This is a genomic window from Paenibacillus sp. T2-29, assembly GCF_052921365.1.
In genome coordinates, this window is sequence record NZ_JBREVE010000017.1 from 73,945 (window position 1) to 96,646 (window position 22,702).

24 protein-coding genes, 1 rRNA gene and 1 other annotated feature are annotated in these 22,702 nt (G+C 45.6%); all 25 genes read right to left on the bottom strand.

Annotated features, from left to right (window positions below):
- Window positions 1-17: 17 nt before the first annotated feature.
- Entirely contained in the window at window positions 18-521 is a 504-nt protein-coding gene (rplJ, locus tag ACU1JV_RS27070; RefSeq protein WP_058831478.1) for a 50S ribosomal protein L10, read from the bottom strand.
- A gap of 73 nt (window positions 522-594) precedes the next feature.
- Window positions 595-746 (bottom strand) — a sequence feature (ribosomal protein L10 leader region).
- A 68-nt stretch (window positions 747-814) separates the two neighbouring features.
- On the bottom strand, window positions 815-1,507 hold the full coding sequence (rplA, locus tag ACU1JV_RS27075; RefSeq protein WP_007432594.1) for a 50S ribosomal protein L1: 693 nt from the start codon (window positions 1,505-1,507) through the stop codon (window positions 815-817).
- Window positions 1,508-1,594: 87 nt separating this feature from the next.
- The gene (rplK, locus tag ACU1JV_RS27080; protein WP_007432595.1) at window positions 1,595-2,020 is read right to left on the bottom strand and encodes a 50S ribosomal protein L11; all 426 of its coding nucleotides are present in this window, start codon (window positions 2,018-2,020) and stop codon (window positions 1,595-1,597) included.
- A gap of 73 nt (window positions 2,021-2,093) precedes the next feature.
- On the bottom strand, window positions 2,094-2,627 hold the full coding sequence (nusG, locus tag ACU1JV_RS27085; RefSeq protein WP_007432596.1) for a transcription termination/antitermination protein NusG: 534 nt from the start codon (window positions 2,625-2,627) through the stop codon (window positions 2,094-2,096).
- Between the two features lie 22 nt (window positions 2,628-2,649).
- A complete protein-coding gene (secE, locus tag ACU1JV_RS27090; protein WP_013312170.1) occupies window positions 2,650-2,841 on the bottom strand; it encodes a preprotein translocase subunit SecE in 192 nt (63 codons plus the stop codon).
- A gap of 20 nt (window positions 2,842-2,861) precedes the next feature.
- Window positions 2,862-3,011 carry a 50S ribosomal protein L33 gene (gene rpmG, locus ACU1JV_RS27095; RefSeq protein WP_013373278.1) on the bottom strand — a complete coding sequence of 50 codons (150 nt, stop codon included), beginning with the start codon at window positions 3,009-3,011 and terminating at the stop codon, window positions 2,862-2,864.
- A 333-nt stretch (window positions 3,012-3,344) separates the two neighbouring features.
- Entirely contained in the window at window positions 3,345-3,989 is a 645-nt protein-coding gene (sigH, locus tag ACU1JV_RS27100; RefSeq protein WP_016324748.1) for an RNA polymerase sporulation sigma factor SigH, read from the bottom strand.
- 162 nt (window positions 3,990-4,151) lie between these two features.
- On the bottom strand, window positions 4,152-4,673 hold the full coding sequence (locus ACU1JV_RS27105) for an NYN domain-containing protein (RefSeq protein ID WP_013373280.1): 522 nt from the start codon (window positions 4,671-4,673) through the stop codon (window positions 4,152-4,154).
- A gap of 4 nt (window positions 4,674-4,677) precedes the next feature.
- Window positions 4,678-5,424, bottom strand: a complete 747-nt coding sequence (gene rlmB, locus ACU1JV_RS27110; RefSeq protein WP_013373281.1) for a 23S rRNA (guanosine(2251)-2'-O)-methyltransferase RlmB — start codon at window positions 5,422-5,424, stop codon at window positions 4,678-4,680.
- Between the two features lie 56 nt (window positions 5,425-5,480).
- A complete protein-coding gene (locus ACU1JV_RS27115) occupies window positions 5,481-5,939 on the bottom strand; it encodes a Mini-ribonuclease 3 (RefSeq protein ID WP_058712138.1) in 459 nt (152 codons plus the stop codon).
- Window positions 5,936-7,339: a cysteine--tRNA ligase gene (cysS, locus tag ACU1JV_RS27120; RefSeq protein WP_040102787.1), complete on the bottom strand. Its 1,404-nt coding sequence runs from the start codon at window positions 7,337-7,339 to the stop codon at window positions 5,936-5,938. Before cysS ends, ACU1JV_RS27115 begins: the two co-directional genes overlap by 4 nt.
- A 24-nt stretch (window positions 7,340-7,363) precedes the next feature.
- A complete protein-coding gene (gene cysE / locus ACU1JV_RS27125) occupies window positions 7,364-8,044 on the bottom strand; it encodes a serine O-acetyltransferase (protein WP_013373284.1) in 681 nt (226 codons plus the stop codon).
- A gap of 481 nt (window positions 8,045-8,525) precedes the next feature.
- Window positions 8,526-9,986: a glutamate--tRNA ligase gene (gltX, locus tag ACU1JV_RS27130; RefSeq protein ID WP_013373285.1), complete on the bottom strand. Its 1,461-nt coding sequence runs from the start codon at window positions 9,984-9,986 to the stop codon at window positions 8,526-8,528.
- A 39-nt stretch (window positions 9,987-10,025) separates the two neighbouring features.
- A complete protein-coding gene (gene ispF / locus ACU1JV_RS27135; RefSeq protein WP_013373286.1) occupies window positions 10,026-10,502 on the bottom strand; it encodes a 2-C-methyl-D-erythritol 2,4-cyclodiphosphate synthase in 477 nt (158 codons plus the stop codon).
- Complete coding sequence (gene ispD, locus ACU1JV_RS27140) at window positions 10,499-11,197, bottom strand: 2-C-methyl-D-erythritol 4-phosphate cytidylyltransferase (protein WP_013373287.1); 699 nt, start codon at window positions 11,195-11,197, stop codon at window positions 10,499-10,501. The genes ispF and ispD overlap by 4 nt, the downstream gene beginning before the upstream one ends.
- Window positions 11,198-11,267: 70 nt before the next feature.
- Window positions 11,268-12,353 carry a PIN/TRAM domain-containing protein gene (locus ACU1JV_RS27145; protein WP_413987083.1) on the bottom strand — a complete coding sequence of 362 codons (1,086 nt, stop codon included), beginning with the start codon at window positions 12,351-12,353 and terminating at the stop codon, window positions 11,268-11,270.
- A 190-nt stretch (window positions 12,354-12,543) separates the two neighbouring features.
- A complete protein-coding gene (gene pssA, locus ACU1JV_RS27150) occupies window positions 12,544-13,290 on the bottom strand; it encodes a CDP-diacylglycerol--serine O-phosphatidyltransferase (protein WP_013373289.1) in 747 nt (248 codons plus the stop codon).
- 54 nt (window positions 13,291-13,344) lie between these two features.
- Entirely contained in the window at window positions 13,345-14,421 is a 1,077-nt protein-coding gene (disA, locus tag ACU1JV_RS27155) for a DNA integrity scanning diadenylate cyclase DisA (RefSeq protein ID WP_058831480.1), read from the bottom strand.
- A 12-nt stretch (window positions 14,422-14,433) separates the two neighbouring features.
- Window positions 14,434-15,807: a DNA repair protein RadA gene (gene radA, locus ACU1JV_RS27160; RefSeq protein WP_058831481.1), complete on the bottom strand. Its 1,374-nt coding sequence runs from the start codon at window positions 15,805-15,807 to the stop codon at window positions 14,434-14,436.
- 242 nt (window positions 15,808-16,049) lie between these two features.
- Complete coding sequence (gene clpC, locus ACU1JV_RS27165) at window positions 16,050-18,494, bottom strand: ATP-dependent protease ATP-binding subunit ClpC (RefSeq protein ID WP_016818634.1); 2,445 nt, start codon at window positions 18,492-18,494, stop codon at window positions 16,050-16,052.
- Window positions 18,495-18,538: 44 nt separating this feature from the next.
- Window positions 18,539-19,603, bottom strand: coding sequence for a protein arginine kinase (locus ACU1JV_RS27170; protein WP_058831482.1), 1,065 nt, complete (start codon window positions 19,601-19,603; stop codon window positions 18,539-18,541).
- 29 nt (window positions 19,604-19,632) lie between these two features.
- Window positions 19,633-20,157, bottom strand: coding sequence for a UvrB/UvrC motif-containing protein (locus ACU1JV_RS27175; RefSeq protein WP_013373294.1), 525 nt, complete (start codon window positions 20,155-20,157; stop codon window positions 19,633-19,635).
- An 84-nt stretch (window positions 20,158-20,241) separates the two neighbouring features.
- Window positions 20,242-20,706 carry a CtsR family transcriptional regulator gene (locus tag ACU1JV_RS27180; RefSeq protein WP_013373295.1) on the bottom strand — a complete coding sequence of 155 codons (465 nt, stop codon included), beginning with the start codon at window positions 20,704-20,706 and terminating at the stop codon, window positions 20,242-20,244.
- 540 nt (window positions 20,707-21,246) lie between these two features.
- Window positions 21,247-22,434, bottom strand: coding sequence for a GNAT family N-acetyltransferase (locus ACU1JV_RS27185; protein WP_013373296.1), 1,188 nt, complete (start codon window positions 22,432-22,434; stop codon window positions 21,247-21,249).
- 160 nt (window positions 22,435-22,594) lie between these two features.
- Window positions 22,595-22,702, bottom strand: a 5S ribosomal RNA gene (gene rrf / locus ACU1JV_RS27190); the annotation flags it as partial.

Here is a 22,702-nt window from a genome sequence, read left to right on the forward strand (position 1 = left end):
CAGATTTAAATCCCAACTTATGCACTTTGCTCTTCTTTTTCTGCAACAGCTTTAACTGCAAGCGCGAAGTTGCGCATAGGAGCTTGAAGCACGCTGAGGAGCATGGAAAGGAGACCTTCGCGGGATGGCAGTTCTGCCAGCGCTTTGATTTCCTCAACACCGATCACACGACCTTCTACAACTGCACCTTTCAGTTCCAATGCATTGTTTTTCTTAGCGAAATCGTTCAAGATTTTAGCTGCAGACACTGCATCATCTTTACCGAACGCGATTGCAGTAGGACCTGTCAATACTGCGTCCAGTTCAGTCAATCCTGCTTCCGCAGTTGCACGGCGGAGCAGTGTGTTTTTCAGCACTTGAAATTCGATTCCGGCTTCGCGAAGCTGCTTACGCAGCTCAGTTACTTGGGCAACATTCAGACCGCGATAGTCTGCAACTACAGTTGTTACGCTCTCGCGCAATTTTGCAGCTACAACTTCAACAGCTTCTTGTTTTGCTTGAATCACCTTTGCATTTGCCAAACTGTACACCTCCTGATCAATTTATCTACTTTGTTCGAAACACCCATTCTGGTGATCTACCAAAGTCGTTTTCATGAGCATGAAAAAAGCCTCCGTAGAGTACGAAGGCTTGATAAATCTACATGAACGGGACAAGCCCGTCACATGAAACGTTCTATCATAACACCTCGGTAGGAAATTAAGCCCGAAGGCACCTACTGTCTACGGTAAGCATATTCAACTTTAACGGTCAGTCACAATGACTCACAACTTTTACAGAATAACAAATTCAATTGAACCTGTCAATAAAAATATTATCTGTAAACAGATGCGTTCACACGTGCACTTGGTCCCATAGTCGAAGAAATAGCGATGTTTTTCAGGTATACACCTTTAGCAGCCGCTGGCTTCGCACGGTTCAAGGCTTCAATCAAGGCTTTAAGGTTTTCGTTCAGTTGTTCAGCACTGAAAGAAGCTTTGCCGATTGGTGCGTGAATTTGACCTGCTTTGTCGAGACGGTATTCGATTTTACCGGCTTTAATTTCTTGAACAGCCTTGGCAACATCGAAAGTAACTGTGCCTGCTTTAGGGTTAGGCATCAAACCTTTACCACCGAGCAAACGACCCAGTTTACCAACCTCACTCATCATATCAGGTGTCGCAACGCAGACGTCGAATTCGAACCAGCCTTGTTGGATTTTGTTGATCATATCTTGATCGCCAACAAAATCAGCGCCAGCCGCTTCCGCTTCTTTCACTTTGTCACCTTTTGCAAATACCAGAACACGTTGTGTTTTCCCCGTACCATGTGGCAGGACAACAACACCACGAACAGCCTGGTCTTGTTTACGGGAATCTACGCCCAGACGAACTGCAGCTTCAACGGTTTCGTCGAATTTAGCAGTTGCAGCCTTTTTCACCAATTCAACGGCTTCCAAAGGCTCATAAGTTGCTTCGCTGTCAATCAGCTTAGCAGCTTCCAGGTACTTCTTACCATGTTTAGCCATTATCTTTTCCTCCTTATGTGGTATTAGCGGATATTCCTCCCACACTTACCGGACAGTCAAACTGCCGGCACACGTAGATTAATAAAATTAATCTACGATGGTGATACCCATGCTGCGAGCAGTACCTTCAACCATACGCATTGCCGATTCTACGGAAGCTGCGTTAAGGTCAGGCATTTTTTGCTCTGCAATTTGACGAACAGCAGCGCGATTTACAGTTGCAACTTTCGTTTTATTCGGTTCACCGGAACCTTTTTCGATTTTAGCAGCAACTTTCAACAGAACAGCAGCCGGTGGAGTTTTGGTGATGAACGTAAAAGAACGATCCTCAAATACCGAAATTTCAACCGGAATAATCAGGCCTGCTTGATCAGCAGTACGAGCATTGAACTCTTTACAGAATGCCATAATGTTGACACCTGCTTGACCCAAAGCTGGACCTACTGGAGGCGCTGGATTAGCTTTCCCTGCAGGAATCTGCAGTTTTACCATTTTAATTACCTTTTTTGCCATGGATGACACCTCCTTGACTCAATAGTGGTAGACGGACCTATTGATCCTCCCACAAGAAACCTGTAAGAAAAATCTATATTTTCTCCACTTGAGTATAATCCAACTCAAGCGGGGTTTCCCGTCCAAACATGTTGACGTGAACCTTAAGCTTGCTCTTCTCAACCAAAATTTCTTCCACGGAGCCCACAAAATTCGCAAAAGGACCAACTTTAATTCGCACGGATTCCTTAACATCGAATTCAATCTTCGGTTTCGGCTCTACCATGCCCATATGCTTCAGAATCTGTTCAACTTCTTCCGGAAGCAATGGCGTCGGTTTGGAACCCGAGCCTGTCGACCCTACAAATCCCGTAACACCTGGTGTGTTGCGTACAACATACCAAGAATCATCGGTTTGGACCATTTCGACCAAGACATAACCAGGGTAGACTTTACGCATAACGGTTTTTTTCTTACCGTCCTTGGTTACCAGTTCTTCTTCCATAGGAACAAGAACACGGAATATCTTGTCTTCCATGCCCATGGACTCAACGCGTTTTTCCAAATTGGCTTTGACTTTGTTCTCATACCCTGAATAGGTATGAACGACGTACCATCTTTTTTCCATATCAAGCCACCTGGAACCCTTCCTAGATAATCGCTTCGATCACAGCGGAAATGCCGATATCGAGAACCCAAAAATAAATCGTGACGAACGCAATCGTCCCTATGACAATCAGCGTATAGTTGGTCAGTTCTTTACGATTGGGCCAGCGAACTTTCTTGAGTTCAGCCCAGCTTTCAGAGAAAAAGGAAAACAGAGACTTGAAACTGCGTTTCACGCCGACTACACCTCCAAAAACTATCTGGTTTCCCGATGAGAAGTCTGTTCGTTACAGGACTTACAGAATTTCTTCATCTCCATGCGGTCGGGGTGATTACGCTTGTTTTTCGTCGTTGTGTAATTTCTTTGTTTGCAATTTGTACAAGCCAAAGTAATAATTACCCGCATGATGTGCACCTCCCGAAGACATCCAACACCGGAAGTCTCATAATTGATCCTAAAAAAAACCGCGAATTTAGGCCTACCTAAAACACTTTATCACACGGGGTTTTCCATGTCAACGAATGTTTGCATACATTTCGCAGTCCCGGTTGTGGTGCATTTTTACATCTGTCCATCCTTTGAAGCTGTTCTCTGAAATACTGCTTCAAAATCAAAGCGATATCTATTATTCATCTTTTTTAGTATAAATCATTTACAACACTTATAAACCTGCACAGCTTACCCAAAACGAATAAAAAAAGACTCAAACTCGAGCCTTTTCCATATCAGCCTCTACTTTCAACTATCCCTTACTTCCAGATACTTTTCAAGTTTACGCTTGACCCGTTGCAGCGCGTTATCAATGGATTTAACATGGCGGTCAAGATCCTCTGCAATCTCCTGATACGAACGTCCGTCCAGATACAACATAAGTACCTTGCGTTCTAGCTCGCTCAGAATCTCGGACATTTTGTCCTCAAGACCCACAAACTCTTCCTGATTGATAATCAGCTCTTCAGGGTCACTTACTTGTGTTCCACAAATCACATCGAGCAACGTCCGGTCTGACTCTTCATCATAGATGGGCTTGTCCAGAGATACGTAAGAGTTCAGAGGAATGTGCTTTTGTCGTGTAGCCGTCTTAATTGCCGTAATAATCTGTCGTGTAATGCACAACTCGGCGAAAGCCTTAAACGAAGCAAGCTTGTCTCCCTTAAAATCACGAATGGATTTGTAGAGACCAATCATGCCCTCCTGAATAATATCCTCGCGATCAGCACCAATCAGGAAGTAGGATCTGGCCTTGGCCCGCACAAAGTTCCGGTACTTGTTAATCAGAAACTCCAGCGCTTCCCCATCACCTTCATGGACTGCTCCGACAATGTCTTCATCATTTTTGTAATCAAACTTTGACAACATGATATCTTTGAGGTCCACACTCACTAACAATCCCTCCGGCTGCAACGCAAGGTACCCGTTACTCTCTCAAATATACGACAAGTATACGCGATGTAACCTGATACCGTCAACCACAACAACCTAAAAAAGAAGAGCGCTAACAAAATTGTCAATGGTTTCAAAATGGAGAGTGCACCAATTATTGGATCATTCTCTTCTCCATCGTTCGAACAGCTTTCGAAGCTCCGGACTCAGCTTGGCATCCAACGAGTTGCGGGACAATTTGGCGTTATCCTGCTGAATTCGCTTCTGGACTTCCCTTTCAGATTCCTCAATCTCGATCAGCAATTCTCGTGCCGATACTCTGAGTGCTCCTTGGCCAAAAGCAACATGCTGCTCTACCTGATCACTTGTCGCTACGTAAATGCTTCTTCTCTTGCTGCTCAGCTCCCGAACCAATCGTTCGATGCATTCGTCGGCTGTCTCTTTTTCTCTCGTAAAATAAATCTGGACTTTGCTCTGGGCAAAGGTTTTACCTAATCCTGGCACCCTGTAAGCATCAAACACGACGATGACTCTTCTGCCCGAATACGCCTGATGATCCGCCAGTCGTTCAAGAAGTCTGTCCCTCGCTTCCTGCATACCAGATTGTACCAGTGCGGAAAGTTCGGGCCAGGCTCCAATCATGTTGTAACCGTCCACAAGCAGAACATCCCGCGTGTCAGCCATATCGTTAGCTCCGTGCCTGTCGTCCGCGCAAGACTTCGTACATGACGACACCTGCAGCTACAGAAGCATTGAGAGAATTGATTTGTCCCGCCATCGGCAGCTTGACAAGTACATCACATTTCTCACGGATCAAACGGCCCATTCCTTTATTTTCGTTACCAATGACAATCGCTACAGGACCGGTGAATACCCCATTCCCAAAGACGGGATCGGTTGCTGTAACATCCGTGCCAACTACCCATACACCTTCTTCTTTAAGACGGTCAATGGTTTGCCCCAGATTGCTCACCCGTGCCACTGGAACGTACTCCACAGCACCCGCCGATGTTTTAGACACCGTTACAGTTACAGCTGCTGAACGCCTTTTTGGCACTATAATACCGTGTGCTCCAGTGCAATCCGCCGTACGAAGGATGGAGCCCAAGTTATGAGGATCTTCAATTTCATCCAGCAAAATCAAAAACGGCTCTTCGCCTTTAGCACGAGCACTAGCAAGCAAGTCTTCCACTTCAGCGTAGGCAAAAGGTGCTGCTTGCGCAACCACTCCCTGATGCTGAATGCCTGGAACCATTTGATCGAGCTTACGCTTGTCTACCTGCAAAACAATGATTCCTGCTTTTTTCGCCTCAGCTGTAATCGGCAATGTCAAATGCTTTTGTGCATTATCCGCAATCCAAATTTTATTTATCGTCCTGCCTGAACGCAGCGCCTCTGTTACCGAATGCTTACCGGCAATCCATTCTTCTTCCATCTCTAGCTTCCTCCCGGAAAACGGTTGATATTCAATTCATCCAATCCGTCTCCAATTTATGATTTTTCGGTATTTTCCATTTGTGCAATTCCGTACGTAATCAACTCTGTCAATCTGTCCAAATGTCCATCACAATACAGATAACCAATCAATCCTTCCAGTGCTGTGGCGTGTCGATACTCAAGCACATCAGCATTTTTGGGCAGGCTCCCTGACTTGGCATTTCTCCCTTGTCGGACAATGTCACGCTCTTCATCCGTCAGCACTGTTTCTAGCAACCCCAACATACGACACTGTGCCTTGGCAGAGACTAGCTTTGTAGCTCGTCGATGTAAATGATTGGGACGCAGGTTGGGGTGTGCCAACAGATATTGCCGGACAGCCACCTCATACACTGCATCACCAATGTAAGCTAACGCAATAGGGGGCATCAAGCGAGCCGGCTTGGACGCAGGATACGGAAACCAGTTTCCTGCGCCTTCCACAGCTCCTGAATTCAGTGGCTTATCACTCATTTCCGCCGCCACCGCATCCCCTGTGCCGTATCTTCAAGCACAATGCCTTTAGTAGCTAACAAATCGCGAATTTCGTCAGCTCTACCCCAGTTTTTAGTTTTACGAGCTTCGACACGTTCTGCAATTAACTGCTCAACTTCGCCATCCAGCAGTTCTTCACTCGGTTCTGAATAAATGCGAAGCACCGTATTCATCGAATGGAAGGTATGCAGCACCGCTTGCAATTCCGCCTGATTGACAACATCACGCTGCAACAAAAGATTGGCTTCGCTGACCCATTCGAACACCGCAGTAATCGCATCAGGCGTATTGAAATCATCATCCATTTTTTCACCAAATTGCTGCAATATCCCGTCAAGCTTCATTTGCAGCTCAGCCGATACTTCTTCATTACCTTTCAATGCAATGGCTAAACGATGCTTTACATTGGCGACTGCATTGGCAATCCGTTCGACACTATTCTCCGCCTGACTCATCGTCTCTTGGTTGTAGTTCAAAGGATTGCGGTAATGTGTCGACAGCATAAAATAACGTAAAGCCTCGGGCTTGTGACGAGCACGCAGATCTTTAACCAAAATACCGTTACCGAGTGATTTCGACATTTTTTCATTATCTATGCGAATATATCCGTTATGCATCCAGTAGCGAGATAATGGTTTACCCGTAATCACTTCAGATTGTGCACATTCACATTCATGATGCGGAAATTGCAGATCCTGTCCGCCTCCATGAATATCCAGCGTATCCCCCAAATAGTGACGAGCCATAGCAGAGCATTCGATATGCCAGCCTGGGCGTCCATCTCCCCAAGGACTTGACCAGTAAATTTCTCCCGGTTTCGCTGCTTTCCAGAGTACAAAATCCTCGGCATTCTCCTTGCGTTCATCCACATTGATGCGAATCCCAAACTGGAGCTCCTCCAAATTTTGACCTGACAGCTGTCCGTAGTCTTTAAACTTTTTGGTTCGGTAGAAGACATCACCATCATTCTCATAGGCATAGCCTTTGTCTACCAGATCCTTGATAAAATCAATAATCAGATCCATGCTCTCAGTTACACGAGGATTTATGCTGGCAGCAGGAACATTCAATCCTGCCAAATCCTCATGATAGGCAGCAATAAACTTCTCAGCAACTGCCGGAACCTCCATATTAAGTTCCCGAGCTTTGCGGATCAACTTGTCATCGACATCCGTAAAATTCACCACATAGTTTACATCATAGCCCACATACTCCAAGTAGCTGCGTACCACATCAAACACAATTACAGGCCGTGCATTACCAATATGAATGTAATCATACACTGTAGGACCACATACATACATTTTAACCTTTCCAGGCTCCAGTGGCACAAAAGGCTCCCGGCTCCTCGTCATTGTATTATAAATTTGAAGCGACATCGTTATGTTCCTCCCTCATGAAAATTATCCTTGTAATTTATTCTCTTGGGTCACCTGATGTTTCTGAGCAGATTGCTCCTCCTTCAAATCAGACAATTCTGCTCGCAATCGTTCTATTTCCATTTGAAGAGACCGTATAGAATCGACGACCGGATCAGGCAACTGGTGACTAAGTCGATCTGGACGTCTGCCATCCTGTCTGACCACTCGCCCTGGGATGCCCACTACCGTACTGTTTGGCGGAACTTCTTTTAGCACAACCGAGTTGGAGCCAATGTTGGATTGCGCCCCAATCGTAAATGAACCCAATATTTTCGCACCCGAGCCTATAACGACATTATTCCCAATGGTGGGGTGGCGCTTCCCTTTCTCTTTTCCAGTCCCTCCAAGAGTAACCCCCTGATATAACACGACATCGTCGCCAATTTCACAGGTTTCGCCAATGACAACACCCATGCCGTGATCAATGAACAGCCGATCTCCGATACGAGCGCCAGGATGAATTTCAATTCCTGTCATAAACCTCGATACCTGGGATATAACACGGGCTAGAGTACACCACTTTCGCAAATAAAACCAATGTGCGATTCGGTGTGCCCAAAGGGCATGAACGCCAGAATACGTAAAAATGACTTCCAGCTTACTCCGGGCGGCCGGATCATTATCCAAAACAGTTTGAATATCGGATTTGAAATGCCTGAACATGTCGCCCTCCTCTTCCCTCCATATCCTCGCCGCATCACACTTCAGATTTCGCCAATTTTCGTAGTCACTAGCACGCTTCGACAATTTTCAATCTACAGCGAGTCTAAATCTGATAAAAATGAAAAAGCGCCTCCGCAGCCTAGGCTGCAGAGACGCATATACGTGGTCCCACTCTGCTTCGAACATATCTGCTACAAAAAAAGCAGAAAAGTCCGTCTTTGGCGTCCTGTAACGGGAACGAATCGGCAAGCCCTTGCCGCATTAGCATTGTAGGCTAACGAGGGTTCGGGCGCACGGCTCCCAGGCGCATTTCCTCCGCAGGTCATCTAGACGGTTCTCAGCCTGGGGTTTCCCCTCGACCGTCCTCTCTGGTAGATGCCCTTATGCAGTGTACTTCTCCTGTTCGCAGCCTTTACACGTAAGTATCAATCCATATCAATGGAGTCATTATAGCGAAAAGACAACAAATTGACAAGAAATATCAGCCTTTAATTTGTGCCTTAAGACGATCCAACACCTTGTCACGTCCAAGTAAATAGATGGTCTCGTTCAGATCCCGTCCATGAGTTTGACCTGTAAGGGCCACACGAATCGGCATGAACAGCTGTTTCCCCTTAAAACCAGTTTCCTTTTGGACTTCCTTGATCAGCTTGGCCATTTGTGGAGCTGTAAATTCCTCGCTCGTTTCAACCTTGCCTGCAAAGGCTCTAAGTACATCAGGAACCTGCTCTTCGGCCAGAACAGCCGCCGCATCAGCATCCAACTCCAGATGCGAACGGAAAAACAACTCAGACAACGCCACAATATCAGACGCTGAAGTCATTTGTTCTTGGTATAAGCGGACAAGAGCTTTAGCCCAATCCTGTTGTTCCGTCGATAATTCATTCGGCAACAGCCCTGCTGCCTGCAAATGTGGAATGGCCATGCTCGCAATCCGCTCAGGATCAGCTTTTTTAATATAATGATTATTCAAATAAGCAAGCTTGTTTGTATCAAATACAGCTGGGCTTTTGGACAAACGATTAGGATCGAAAATCGAAATCAGTTGTTCCCGATCATAGATCTCTTCCTCGCCTTCCGGAGACCAGCCCAACAGTGCAATAAAGTTGAATATAGCTTCCGGCAGATAGCCCAGCTTATCGTACTGCTCCATGAACTGAATAATGGATTCATTTCGTTTGCTGAGCTTTTTGTGATCCTCGCCTACGATCAGCGTCATATGACCAAAGCGTGGAGGCTCCCAGCCGAGAGCTTCAAAAATCATCAACTGCCGCGGTGTATTAGATACATGATCTTCGCCCCGTAGTACATGCGATATTTTCATCAAATAGTCGTCAACCGCTACGGCGAAGTTATATGTCGGAATACCGTCTTTTTTGACGATAACAAAATCGCCGCTTTCCTTGGAATTGAACGTAATTTGACCTTTAACAATATCATCAAACGTATATTCACGATCTTCAGGTACGCGAAAACGAATACTTGGTACACGGCCCTCGGCTTCAAATGCTTGGCACTGTTCTTCTGTTAAATCACGGTGTTTTCCTGAGTAACGTGGTGTCTCCCCACGTTCCATCTGTTCTTCACGCTCGCGTTCAAGCTCCTCTTCCGTGCAATAACAGCGGTATGCCAGACCACGATCCAGCAAATCCTGCCAGTATGTTTTGTAGATGTCCAAGCGTTCGGTCTGGCGATAAGGTCCAAACTCGCCGCCCACGTCTATACTTTCATCCCAGTCCATGCCTAACCATTTCAAATATTTAAGCTGGCTTTCTTCTCCACCTTCAATATTGCGTTTCACATCTGTGTCTTCGATGCGAATAATAAATTTCCCGCCTTGATTGCGGGCAAACAAATAATTAAATAATGCTGTTCTGGCATTGCCAATATGCAGATGCCCTGTAGGACTTGGTGCATAGCGTACACGAACTTCCGTGCTCATATAATCTCCTCCAAATAGAATTACTCAAGATGATAGCATTTACTTGATTAGACAGACAACCGATTGAGCCGCAATTCCCTCGCCTCGCCCGGTAAACCCGAGTTGCTCCGTCGTTGTCGCCTTAACATTTACCTGGGACGACTCCTCTGCTTCCAGCACCCGGGCGATGATTTCATTCATCTGCGGGATGTACGATGCCATCTTGGGCTTCTGCGCAATAATCGTAGAATCAATATTCCCCAAGCGATATCCCCGCTCTTTAGCCAGCCCCCACACATGCTCCAGTAGCTTCAGGCTATCAGCGTCCTTAAATTCAGGGTCGTTATCCGGAAAATGCTTTCCGATGTCTCCCAAGCCAAGCGCGCCCAGGATGGCATCGCTAATGGCATGCAGCAGCACGTCTGCATCGGAATGACCTAGCAAACCTTTTTCATACGGAATATGTACGCCTCCGATGATGCATGGCCTTCCTTCCACCAGCTGGTGGACGTCAAATCCTTGCCCTATTCTGATCATTTGATATCCTCTCCCTCTGTCTTTACCCATAACTCCGCCATCTCCAAATCCTCAGGCGTAGTAATTTTGATGTTTTTATAGCTGCCTTGGACGACAGTAACTGGAATGCCTAGCCGCTCCACCAGCATAGAATCATCTGTCCCCAAAAATCCTGACTGCTCCGCTTCCTCATAGGCCCGCAGCAGATCGGAAAGACGAAAAGTCTGTGGCGTTTGAATACTCCACAGACTTCGGCGATCCGGCGTTGCTGTAATGATACCATCCCCGTTCACTTGCTTGATTGTATCCTTTACAGGTACTGCCGCTACAGAAGCACCAGTACGCTGGGCAGCCTCCAGGCATGAACGTACAAGCTCAGGTTGAATCAGTGGACGCACACCATCATGCACCATCACCCAATCTGTTTGCAAGTGGCGCAAACCACGATAAACCGAGTGCTGGCGTTCACTGCCACCAGCCACCACTCGTACATTTTTGCTGATCTTGTATTGATGAACCCAGTCTCTGCAACGTTCCACATCTCCAGCTCCAGTAACCATCACCATTTCATCCACTTCAGGCATTGCTGCGAATATTTCAAGTGTATGTATGAAGATGGGCTTGTCTCGCAAAAGCAGAAATTGCTTGCTCTCCTGCGTTCCCATACGGGAGCCGCGCCCGGCCGCCACAATCACGACTCCTACCTGATTGTTCATTCAAATAACTCCTGCCCTGATCGCACTTGGACGATCCGTATGATAACACATCTACTTCATCATACCTCGTTTATTGAGCTTTTTCCAATAATTTCGGTTTAGCAAAGATCATGCGACCCGCAGAGGTCTGAAGTACACTTGTGACCAGCACTTCCATGAGAGAGCCAATATAGTCACGTCCACCCTCCACAACAATCATCGTACCATCATCCAGATAAGCTACCCCCTGCCCATGCTCCTTGCCGTCTTTGATAATCTGCACCATAATCTCCTCACCGGGCAGTACGACAGGCTTCACTGCATTCGCCAAATCATTAATGTTCAGCACAGACACACCTTGAAGTTCGCATACTTTATTCAGGTTAAAATCATTAGTTACAACTTTACCCTGCAACACCTTTGCAAGCTTAACCAGCTTACTGTCGACCTCTGAAATTTCCTCAAAATCCCCCTCATAAATGAGCACATTCACATCTAGCTCTTTTTGGATTTTATTCAAAATATCCAGACCCCGCCGTCCACGATTACGCTTAAGTAAATCTGAAGAATCTGCGATATGCTGAAGCTCCTCCAGCACAAATTCAGGAATCACAATGGTTCCTTCAATAAAACCTGTCTTGCAAATATCCGCAATACGCCCATCTATAATGACGCTGGTGTCCAAAATTTTATGTTCCTCCAGCTTGCGTTCTTCTACATCCGCTCCCCGACCAAAAAAACCTGAACTCCAAAAGGATGACAGCTCGTCCCGTTTTTCTAGCCCTACCATTAATCCCACATATCCGCATACCAAGGTAACCGCGGTCTGGATAAGTAGACCAGGTGCCCCCAATCCTGAAAAGAGTGGGTAAACTGCCAAGGAAAGGATCAGCCCCACTGCTAACCCCATCACACCTGCCATCATCTCATTCATCGGGATTCGTACCAAGCCTTCAATACCCTGCTGCAATCGATTCGCCACGGACGCCCCTGCGAATGAGCAGCCAGCCATAAATAGCACTGCTCCCGCAAACATCCAAACAGCCATTCCTGGTAAAGAACCATCACTCAACCATTGTGGCATCCACGATACGATGCCTCCTATCCGCTGGTATAACGTATAGCCAAACCACGCGCCGCACAATCCTGTAAAAGTTAAAATAGCCTTTCTCCACATTGAGTCTCTATACCTCCTTTATTTTCTTTTCAATAGTCTGCTATTTATTCGATACATAGCACTTCCCTTACCAGTATGATCCATTTCTCACATAACTAACCCTGTGTTTTCACTTTTTATGCATAAAAAAAGCATTTATCTCCCTGAATGAATCAAGGAAATAAATGCTTCTTCTAGTTCTTGTCTGACACTAACGTTGCGAATGACGATATTGGTCGTCCTGTTCTTCTTGATTAGAACGATCTCGTTCCCGTCCACGTCTGCGTGATAGCTTCCGAATGTTCAGCTTCATACCGTACAATGCATATAGCACCAATGGTACAAAAATCAGCTTCGACAGCTGATCAGGAAATTTAACGGCCAGAAACACCGCTGCAATTACGACCCATGGAGCAATCCAGATCGCTTTTTTCGGAAGACCGACCTTTTTGAAATTCGGATATCTCATGGAGCTAACCATCAAATAAGAGACCAGCAACATGGCAATCGACATGTATAACAAAGAAATCTCGTTATGGAATAAGGACAAAGTGGCTAATACGCCACCTGCTGCCGGAATGGGCAAACCTGTGAAATAACCTGGTACACCGGGACGTACGTTAAAACGAGCCAAACGCAATGCTCCGCACATCGGAAAAATGGCTGTAACCGTCCAAGCGAGAGCCGAATTCGCATCATGAAAAGCAACCATGTACATAATAACTGCGGGAGCAACACCAAAAGATATCATATCTGATAAGGAGTCCAGTTCTTTACCGAATTCGCTCTGGGCATTCAGAGCCCGGGCCATCCTTCCATCCAGTCCGTCCAACAACATGGCGACAATAACCATAATAGCGGCAAGGCTGTATTTTCCGTCTACGGCCAATAAAATGGCGATCATTCCGAGAAACAAGTTACCCAAGGTACACATGTTCGGAATTGATTTGGTAATCATCTCTTCACCTCAATGTATGAATTGTTCCATTATAATCCTTTCACTGTATTACATTTACATTTGTCTGTCAATGAAAACTTGTTCCTGCAAACGTTTAAGCCCTTCTTTAATCGTACGCGCACGAACCTCTCCTATACCATCTACTTCATCTAGTTCTTCAATCGTTGCTGTCATGACATGTGGAAAACGCCCAAATCGCTCCACCAGATTATGAATAATTACATTTGGCAAACGAGGTATTTTGTTCAATACCCGATATCCGCGTGCATCAATATATTCTTCTGATGTCGCTGCTGAAGAAGGGTAGCCTAATAAACGTACAATATGATTTACATCCAGTAATTCGTCGTCCGTAGAACGTTTGAGTCCCAATATAATTTCACGAATCTTCTCGTCGCTGTCGTCTTTGGCATAATCCTTATACAGCAACCAAGCTTCTTCCTCGATATTGCTGACAAGCTCCTCCATCTGCATGCTAATCAACCTGCCCTCATTTCCGAGCTCGTTAATAAATCGTTTGATCTCCATTTTGATGCGCAGCACCATTTCGATCCGTTGAATGACATTAACGACCTCCGGCATGGTAACCAGTTCTTCGAATTCAGATGCAGTTAAATTCGTTGAGGCTTGCCCCAATACGGATCTATATTTTTCCAGCGTCTGAATGGCCTGATTAGCTTTCGTTAAGATAACCCCGATTTCCTTGAGCGCATACCGTAAAGTCCCCTGATACAACGTAATAATATTACGACGCTGGGAAATAGACACAACCAGTTTTCCAGTCTGCTTCGCAACTCGTTCCGCCGTGCGATGCCGAATCCCTGTTTCTATGGACGAAATGGAGGAATCGGGAATCAATTGCGTATTGGCATATAAAATTCGTTTTAAATCCTCGCTCAATATGATTGCGCCGTCCATTTTAGCCAGCTCATACAAATAGTTCGGTGAAAAATCACAATTAATAGAGAAACCGCCATCCACGACTTCCATTACTTCCGGGCTATAGCCAACGACCAGAAGAGCACCCGTTTTGGCACGCAAAACGTTTTCCAATCCGTCGCGAAAGGGAGTTCCCGGTGCCACAAGCCGCAGCAAATCGTTCATTTTATCCAGTTGGCTCGCTTCCTTCATTCTCAATGCCCCCTAATCTAATGCAGCTGCCAGTGCATCTGCCACCGTTCCAACTCCTATAATTTGTATCCCTTTCGGATGTGTCCAGCCCTTTAAGCTTTTCTCGGGCATGATCACCCGTTTGAAACCTAATTTCTCCGCTTCTCGCACTCGCTGTTCTGCTCGGGATACAGCCCGCACCTCGCCTGTCAGTCCTACTTCACCAAAAATCACATCGTACGGCTTGGTAGGAGCATCCCTAAAGCTGGAAGCAATGCTCACCGCTATAGCTAAATCCACCGCTGGTTCATCCAGCTTTACGCCTCCAGCAACGTTGAGATAAGCGTCCTGGTTTTGCAAAAACATGCCCATCCGCTTTTCTAGGACGGCAATGATTAATCCCATCCGATGATGGTCGATCCCCGTCCCCATTCGGCGTGGAGATGGAAAATGTGTAGCTGCAATTAGTGCTTGCAGTTCAACCAATACAGGTCGGGTTCCCTCCATACTGGCAACGACGGTGGAGCCAGCCACCCCCAGTGGCCGTTCGGACAAGAAAAGTTCAGAAGGATTCGCCACCTCACGCAAACCACTTTCGGCCATTTCAAAAATACCAATTTCATTCGTAGAACCAAAGCGATTCTTAACCGCACGCAACAGCCGATACGTATGATGACGCTCTCCTTCAAAATAAAGTACACAATCGACCATATGCTCCAACAAACGCGGACCTGCAATAGCGCCTTCCTTGGTCACATGCCCTACCAGTACTGTAGCAATACCTAATCCCTTGGCAATCCGCATAAATCGTGAAGTACACTCGCGCACCTGAGCTACACTACCAGGCGCACTTGTCACCTCAGGCAAATATACAGTCTGTATCGAGTCGATGACCAAAAACTCTGGCTTCAAGCTGTCTACTGCTTCTTCAATCGTCTCCAAATTCGTCTCACATAATACGTACAGACTGGGAGACAAGGCACCGAGGCGATCTGCACGTAGCTTTGTTTGGCGGACGGATTCCTCACCAGACACATAGAGTACCTTTAAACCAGTTAAAGCCAGCTCATTAGAGGTTTGCAGCATAAGCGTAGACTTGCCGATCCCCGGATCACCACCCACCAGAACGAGTGAACCTGGCACCACACCTCCACCAAGTACACGATTTAATTCACCAATTCCCGTCAAAATTCGTGTTTCTTTGCCACTTTCCACTTCAACAATAGGAAGCGGTTTGTCTTTTGTGCTATGAGTAAGAAGGGAAGATCCCATTCCTTGAGTTTTTACAACGCTTTCCGTTTCTTCGACCATGGAATTCCATGCCTGGCATCCAGGACATTTTCCGTACCATTTAGGCGATTCATAGCCACATTCCGTACAGGAAAATTTAGTTTTCACTTTAGCCATACTTTATTCCCTGGCTCCTTCTTGACGACGATAATGTCAAATTTATCTTCACACAGCACCTGAAAGAGCTGTAACAATAAAAGTTTACCATTGAAGCTTGGCGGACGTAAAGCAGTATCACAAACTTTCCCAAAGCTTTTAGCCTACCCTTTCAAGGTATTCAATACACAAAAAGGGTGCCTTCGCAATAGCTTTCCAGCCTGCGAGACACCCTTTTCTAATGTTTTATTTACTAAACTGCTTTAGGACTTCGCGGATACATTATCCTTTTTCGTTACTGTCAATGCACCGTTCTCTTCATCAATGTAGAGAGAGTCGCCTTTAGAAATGTTTCCAGTCAACAGTTCCTCGGACAGGCGATCTTCAATATGCTTCTGGATTGCACGACGCAATGGACGCGCACCATACGCTGGATCGAAGCCTTCCTTGGCAAGGAAATTCTTAGCCTTATCTGTCAACTCAAAGTCCACCTCATACTCATTCAGACGCTTACGCAGCTCCTCAGACATGAGTGAAACAATTTCGGCAATATGTTTTTCTTCGAGAGAATGGAAAACGATAATTTCATCTATCCGGTTCAAGAACTCAGGACGGAAACTTTTCTTCAGTTCATCCATCACTTTGCCCTTCATGTTATCGTAATCCGCCCCAGCGTCCACAACAGCTGTAAAGCCAAGCGTGGAGTTGCGTTTGATTGCCTGCGCACCAACATTGGAAGTTAGGATGATGAGTGTGTTACGGAAGTCAACAACACGACCTTTGGAATCCGTCAGACGTCCATCCTCCAACACTTGCAGCAGAATATTGAATACTTCTGGGTGTGCCTTTTCAATTTCATCCAGCAACACAACAGAGTAAGGCTTACGACGTACCTTCTCAGTCAGTTGACCGCCTTCTTCATATCCAACGTACCCTGGAGGCGCTCCTACCAGACGGGATGTGGAGTGCTTCTCCATATATTCGGACATATCAATACGGATAACCGCATTTTCATCACCAAACATAGATTCAGCCAAGGCGCGTGCCAGCTCTGTTTTACCAACCCCAGTTGGACCGAGGAAAATAAAGGAGCCGATTGGACGCTTCGGATCTTTCAGACCGGCGCGTGCCCGGCGAATCGCCCGGCTTACTGCCTTAACAGCTTCGTCCTGTCCAATCACCCGTTCATGCAACAGTTGCTCCATATTCAGCAAACGATGTGTTTCTTCTTCTTTTAGCTTGCTGACTGGGACACCAGTCCAGATGGCAACAACCTGAGCGATATCCTCTGGTGTAACTTCGGAATCTGTACGCCCCTGTTGTTCTTTCCATTGGTTTTTAGTGACATCCAGCTCTTCACGAATCTTTTGCTCTGTATCTCTCAGCGCAGCTGCCTTTTCAAACTCCTGACTTTGTACCGCTGAATCTTTTTCCTTGCGGATATCTTCCAGACGGTTTTCCAGCTGTTTCAGGTTTGGCGGTACTGTATAGGAATTCAGCCTTACCTTAGAACCTGCTTCATCAATAAGGTCAATAGCCTTATCCGGTAGGAAGCGATCAGTAATATAACGATCTGACAATCTTACTGCAGCTTCAATAGCCTCATCCGTGATTTTTACACGGTGATGCGCTTCGTAACGGTCGCGCAGACCATACAAGATTTGGATTGCTTCTTCTGGAGAAGGTTGATCCACTGTAATAGGTTGGAAACGACGCTCCAAAGCAGCATCTTTTTCAATATATTTGCGATATTCATCCAGCGTGGTGGCACCGATGCATTGCAGCTCGCCACGTGCCAGAGCAGGTTTCAGGATGTTGGACGCATCAATTGCGCCTTCCGCTCCACCAGCACCAATCAGCGTATGCAGCTCATCAATGAACAGTACGATATTTCCGGCTTGACGAATCTCGTCCATAATCTTCTTCAAGCGATCCTCAAATTCACCACGATATTTAGTGCCTGCTACTACAGAGCCCATATCGAGTGTCATTACGCGTTTGTCGCGCAACGTTTCAGGAATCTCATTCGCTATGATTTTTTGTGCCAATCCTTCGGCAATCGCTGTTTTACCTACCCCAGGTTCACCAATCAAAACAGGATTGTTCTTTGTACGGCGGCTGAGCACTTGAATAACGCGCTCAATTTCCTTGCTGCGCCCAATAACGGGGTCCAAGTTGTTTTCCTTCGCAGAAGCTGTCAGATCGCGTGCCAGACTGTCCAAGGTTGGCGTGCTGACATTCGCTGGAGCACCGTGATGGCTGGAAACCGCCTCGCTGCTGCCGAGCAATTGAAGCACTTGCTGACGCGCTTTGTTCAGACTGATACCCAGGTTGTTCAGTACACGTGCTGCTACGCCTTCACCTTCACGAATAAGACCTAGCAAAATATGCTCGGTACCTACATAGGTATGCCCCAATTTACGCGCTTCGTCCATAGACAGCTCAATGACTTTTTTGGCACGTGGAGTATAGGCAATGTTCGTCGGTTGCTCTTGACCGCGTCCAATCAGTGTTTCCACTTCATCCTGGATTTTTTCCAGTCCCAGCCCTAAACCGATTAAGGCTTTCGCTGCTATTCCTTCGCCTTCACGAATGAGTCCTAGCAAAATGTGCTCTGTGCCAATGTTGTTGTGTCCCAATCGAACAGCTTCTTCCTGGGCCAAGGCAAGCACTTTCTGTGCTCGTTCCGTAAATCTTCCAAACATCATATATCCTGCACCTCCACAATGTGTATTTCAGATCATTCTATATATTAAAGGGTTGTGCCTAATTTTTGCCGGATCAGCTTCGCCCGGTACATATCGCGCTCACCGGTATTCATTTTATCCCCAAAGCTTTTTTGCAGAAAGCCAGGTTGCGTCATCACATTAAGCTCATTCATCGTTGCAATGGAAGGACGCTCCAAAATCCCTAAATCTACACCGAGACGTACATCGGACAGCCGCTGTGCAGCCTCCTTGGAATCCAAAACTGCTGCATATGACAAAATACCGAATGAACGCATCACCCGATCTGTAATCCGCAGCATGGATTCATTCATCAATCGTTCTCTGGCAGAACGTTCGTGCTCTATAATTTGCAGCACCACGCCATGCAGATTCTCGATAATTTCCGCTTCGGTTTGTCCCAGGGTAATCTGATTAGATACCTGGAATAAATTTCCAACTGCTTCGCTGCCTTCACCATAAATGCCGCGAACCGTAAGACCTACCTGTGAAACAGCGGACAATATACGATTGATTTGGTGAGTCATGACCAATGCGGGTAAATGCATCATCACCGAAGCTCTCATACCTGTGCCGACATTCGTCGGACAACTGGTCAGAAAACCTCTCCGATCATCAAATGCATAATCAACATGAGCTTCGAATGCATCATCAATGACCATGGCGCGTTCCCAGGCTTCTCTCACCTGACATCCCGGATATAAGCACTGAATACGCAGATGATCCTCTTCATTTATCATAACACTAACTGATTCATCATCACTAATCAACACAGCACCGTTGCGAGATTCGTTCGCCAAATTAGGACTAATTAAGTGCTTCTCAACCAGTACCTGCTTGTCGATCTCATCCAACTCGGATATTTTCAAGGTATGAAAAGTACCAAAACGACGCAAATCATCATACTGAAGGATATCCGTTAAGCGTTGAAGCACTTCTTCCGACTGCTGATTGGTAGCAAGCATGGGAAAAGGCAGATGCTGCAAGTTACGCGCAATTCTTACCCGGCTGCTAATGACAATCTCCGAATCCGCAGCATCACCACGCATCCAATCACTTAGCGGCTTTTCCGTAAATCGGATATTGGGCATCACGCATTCCCTCCTACTCTTCACAAACTTTACTCTTCAGTCATTTCTTTTTCAAGCTTTCTGATTTGATCCCTAAGCTCAGCAGCTGATTCGAATTCTTCCTGTACAATGTGTTGTTGCATCTCTTTTTTCAAATCATCAATTTGCCGTTTAACCTTTAATCGGCCTCCAGTACGGACCGGAACTTTCCCAACATGACTCGTACTACCATGCACACGCTTGAACAGAGGGTCCAGACGACTATCAAAATATTGATAGCATGATGGACATCCAAAACGTCCTAGCTTACTAAACTGTGTATAAGTCATACCGCAATCCTTGCATTGCAGATTTTGGGGAACAGTGTGACCTGAAGACTGGCTCTTTGTGCTGGAGTCAAAATCCAACATCCCCGACAACAAGCTATGAATCGAAAAGCCATTAGGTGTTCCAGGGATCATCTCCCCTTTTTCCTTCGCACATGTCTCACAAATATGAAACTCTGTCTTTTCGCCATTCACAATTTTGGTGAAATGCAAAGTTGCCGGCCGCATATTACATTCTTGGCACAGCATAAAAGCACCTCCTTCAACGTCAGGATTTTTACAAATCCCTACATCTGAATTGCAAATCTCTATTCACTGGTTAATGGATACTAGCTATTTGGCCGCCAGCAACGAGATCAGCATAGCCTTAAGCAATCTTGCTCGCAGTTGGTCACGATAGGGAAGCTTTAGCAATAATGTATCTCTTGATAAAGCAGCCTTCATTAGACCAGCTTCCCTTTTGCTTAAAAAATGAGCTTCCTCTAACTGATAAATCAGTCCTTCTGCTGCCGATTGGCTAATTTCCTCCCCGATGCTCTGATGAAGGTGTGTATGGATCGCATGTTGTGCAGGTAATTGAATTCGCTGAATTCGAATGTAGCCTCCACCACCGCGTTTACTTTCCACCACATAACCTTTTTCCAGCGTAAACCGGGTACTAATTACATAATTAATTTGCGACGGTACGCAGGAAAAGCGGTCAGCCAGATCATTACGCTGAATCTCCACTAAGCCTTGGGGACTTTCCAGCAGCATGCTCTTCAAATATTGTTCAATAATGTCGGAAACATTGCGCATTTCATCATCCTCCACTAACGGAAACGCAAGAATTCAAATACATTTCACGCTCCACAGAGTCCGCCGTATATTGAACTTAACCAAACGGTATAGTCACGAATCTAAGCTGTATTCAGGCTATTGCCTGTTCTACATCCATTGGAATTGTACCGTTTTGTTTCTAGTGTGACCTTTATTTGCGATAAATCATACACTTCTCTTCTGTCCATAAGAAGCAGCTCCTAACTATACGCAAATCAGGTCGTTATTTTTTACTTTTTTGCTGTCAAATTGTTATATACGGCCAATCCAACAACATAATACTTTTGTGGAATCACACTGATTCCAATTGACTTTGACTTTCTTTGACTATATTCGTATTATAGCACAAATTTCATTTTTGCCAAGGGGTCAATACCATTTTTCGCAATCTAATTATGTTTTATACCATATTACAAAAAACTCTTCCCATTATGGAAAGAGCTTTGAGTAATTATGATAAACCACATCCAATTTGGTTAAAAAAAAGTTGGACATTAAGAAAAACCAATTGGAGCTTTATCAGAAAAAATCCAATAAGAACGTTTGTTTTATTGGTATTACACGTTTAAGTGCAGCCACAGACTTACTGCTTCCTTCAATACGCCCCCAATTAGACAGGTTATCAGCTTGCTGGTAGCCGAGCATTAAAGTTGTTAATGACTGAATCCCCAGTTTCAAGTCAGCTGCTAAGGCGTTGTCAGATAAATTGCTTGTATCCACTCTTGCCAGATGTCCTTGCCCCTCCGTAGTAATTGTTAATCTCCATACTCCTTCATTCCAAGGGGCATACCGATCTGTCAGATGTAAGGTCAAACTTGTTTCTTCTCCAATCTGCTCAAAAGGGTATCTCTCTACAAAAGCAACTGCATCCACAATACGCCCCATAAAATAAGGCACCGTTTCCTGTTGAATTCGCGGATCATCGAGTAAAAAGGGCAGGTTGTCATCTGCTGGAACGTAAATAAATTTACCTTGGGTTATCATTGAGTCATGATTTGCAAAATAAGTCCACAAAGCCCGACGTGCCGTCTCATTTTCATATACCAACTCATCACAATTTAACTGTTTATCTTCTATTTTGTATAGTGCATATCCCTGAGGATTGCCTGCATCCGTGTAATATACTACAGTTCGATAATTTTCATTTAAAATCCGTTCCTGCCACCATTCCTTATCTCGTACCAGCGTACCATTGTAACGTGAAGCATACGATTGATACACTTGGTCCAATTCTGAAATATTTTTGATATCCCGTTTGACTATACCTTCTGTTTTAAGTTTAGCAGGGAATTTATCAATTGGAATGACGTACTTTTTGTACTCCGTATATGTTTCCCATCCAAATTTACGATAAAAGGCAAATGAGAATGGATGCAGAAAAGAAAGGCTTTGTCCTGCAGTCTTCATCTCTTCAAGCGCATGCGTCAACAAACGTGAAACCATACCCCCGCGACGCTTTTCCGGCCACGTTGCCACACCAGCAATGCCCCCCATATCAAAAACCTGACCATGTATGTATACTTGTAGCGGCAGCAAGGTCAGTTTAGCATTCAATTCGTGCCCGTCGAAGATTCCCCATGTTTGTTCTGGTTTGAATTTCTTCTTAGCTTTCTCCAGATCCTCCGGGGGCATTGTAAACTGAAAAGCATACTGGGATAATTCAATAGCTGCTTCAAATTCCTCACGTTGTAATTGCCTGATCTTCATAACTTCGTCACCTCGCTCATATACTTGGACCTTTTAAAAAAATACGCACTTAGAGTGTCGCAAAGCATCTTCTCTCTGTCAACCTTAGAGCGCGTGTCCATCCACAAAATACATAAAAAAGGATGATAACCTGCTAAGGTTATCATCCTTTTTCACTTTTGCTTGGCAACGTCCTACTCTCCCAGGACCCTGCGGTCCAAGTACCATCGGCGCTGGAGGGCTTAACGGTCGTGTTCGGGATGGGTACGTGTGGAACCCCTCCGCTATC

Bases quoted from the DNA above. Each gene is read 5' to 3' on its own strand.
- nusG (WP_007432596.1), bottom strand. From the start codon at position 2,627: ATGGAAAAAAGATGGTACGTCGTTCATACCTATTCAGGGTATGAGAAC.
- radA (WP_058831481.1), bottom strand. From the start codon at position 15,807: ATGGCTAAAGTGAAAACTAAATTTTCCTGTACGGAATGTGGCTATGAA.
- ACU1JV_RS27145 (WP_413987083.1), bottom strand. From the start codon at position 12,353: ATGTGGAGAAAGGCTATTTTAACTTTTACAGGATTGTGCGGCGCGTGG.
- rlmB (WP_013373281.1), bottom strand. From the start codon at position 5,424: ATGGAAGAAGAATGGATTGCCGGTAAGCATTCGGTAACAGAGGCGCTG.
- ispF (WP_013373286.1), bottom strand. From the start codon at position 10,502: ATGATCAGAATAGGGCAAGGATTTGACGTCCACCAGCTGGTGGAAGGA.
- ACU1JV_RS27115 (WP_058712138.1), bottom strand. From the start codon at position 5,939: ATGAGTGATAAGCCACTGAATTCAGGAGCTGTGGAAGGCGCAGGAAAC.
- ACU1JV_RS27105 (WP_013373280.1), bottom strand. From the start codon at position 4,673: ATGGCTGACACGCGGGATGTTCTGCTTGTGGACGGTTACAACATGATT.
- pssA (WP_013373289.1), bottom strand. From the start codon at position 13,290: ATGATTACCAAATCAATTCCGAACATGTGTACCTTGGGTAACTTGTTT.
- ACU1JV_RS27170 (WP_058831482.1), bottom strand. From the start codon at position 19,603: ATGCCCAATATCCGATTTACGGAAAAGCCGCTAAGTGATTGGATGCGT.
- ispD (WP_013373287.1), bottom strand. From the start codon at position 11,197: ATGAACAATCAGGTAGGAGTCGTGATTGTGGCGGCCGGGCGCGGCTCC.
- disA (WP_058831480.1), bottom strand. From the start codon at position 14,421: ATGAAGGAAGCGAGCCAACTGGATAAAATGAACGATTTGCTGCGGCTT.
- clpC (WP_016818634.1), bottom strand. From the start codon at position 18,494: ATGATGTTTGGAAGATTTACGGAACGAGCACAGAAAGTGCTTGCCTTG.
- rplA (WP_007432594.1), bottom strand. From the start codon at position 1,507: ATGGCTAAACATGGTAAGAAGTACCTGGAAGCTGCTAAGCTGATTGAC.
- rplK (WP_007432595.1), bottom strand. From the start codon at position 2,020: ATGGCAAAAAAGGTAATTAAAATGGTAAAACTGCAGATTCCTGCAGGG.
- rpmG (WP_013373278.1), bottom strand. From the start codon at position 3,011: ATGCGGGTAATTATTACTTTGGCTTGTACAAATTGCAAACAAAGAAAT.
- gltX (WP_013373285.1), bottom strand. From the start codon at position 9,986: ATGAGCACGGAAGTTCGTGTACGCTATGCACCAAGTCCTACAGGGCAT.
- ACU1JV_RS27185 (WP_013373296.1), bottom strand. From the start codon at position 22,434: ATGAAGATCAGGCAATTACAACGTGAGGAATTTGAAGCAGCTATTGAA.
- ACU1JV_RS27180 (WP_013373295.1), bottom strand. From the start codon at position 20,706: ATGCGCAATGTTTCCGACATTATTGAACAATATTTGAAGAGCATGCTG.
- cysE (WP_013373284.1), bottom strand. From the start codon at position 8,044: ATGTTCAGGCATTTCAAATCCGATATTCAAACTGTTTTGGATAATGAT.
- ACU1JV_RS27175 (WP_013373294.1), bottom strand. From the start codon at position 20,157: ATGCTGTGCCAAGAATGTAATATGCGGCCGGCAACTTTGCATTTCACC.
- cysS (WP_040102787.1), bottom strand. From the start codon at position 7,339: ATGTCGCTTCAAATTTATAATACAATGACGAGGAGCCGGGAGCCTTTT.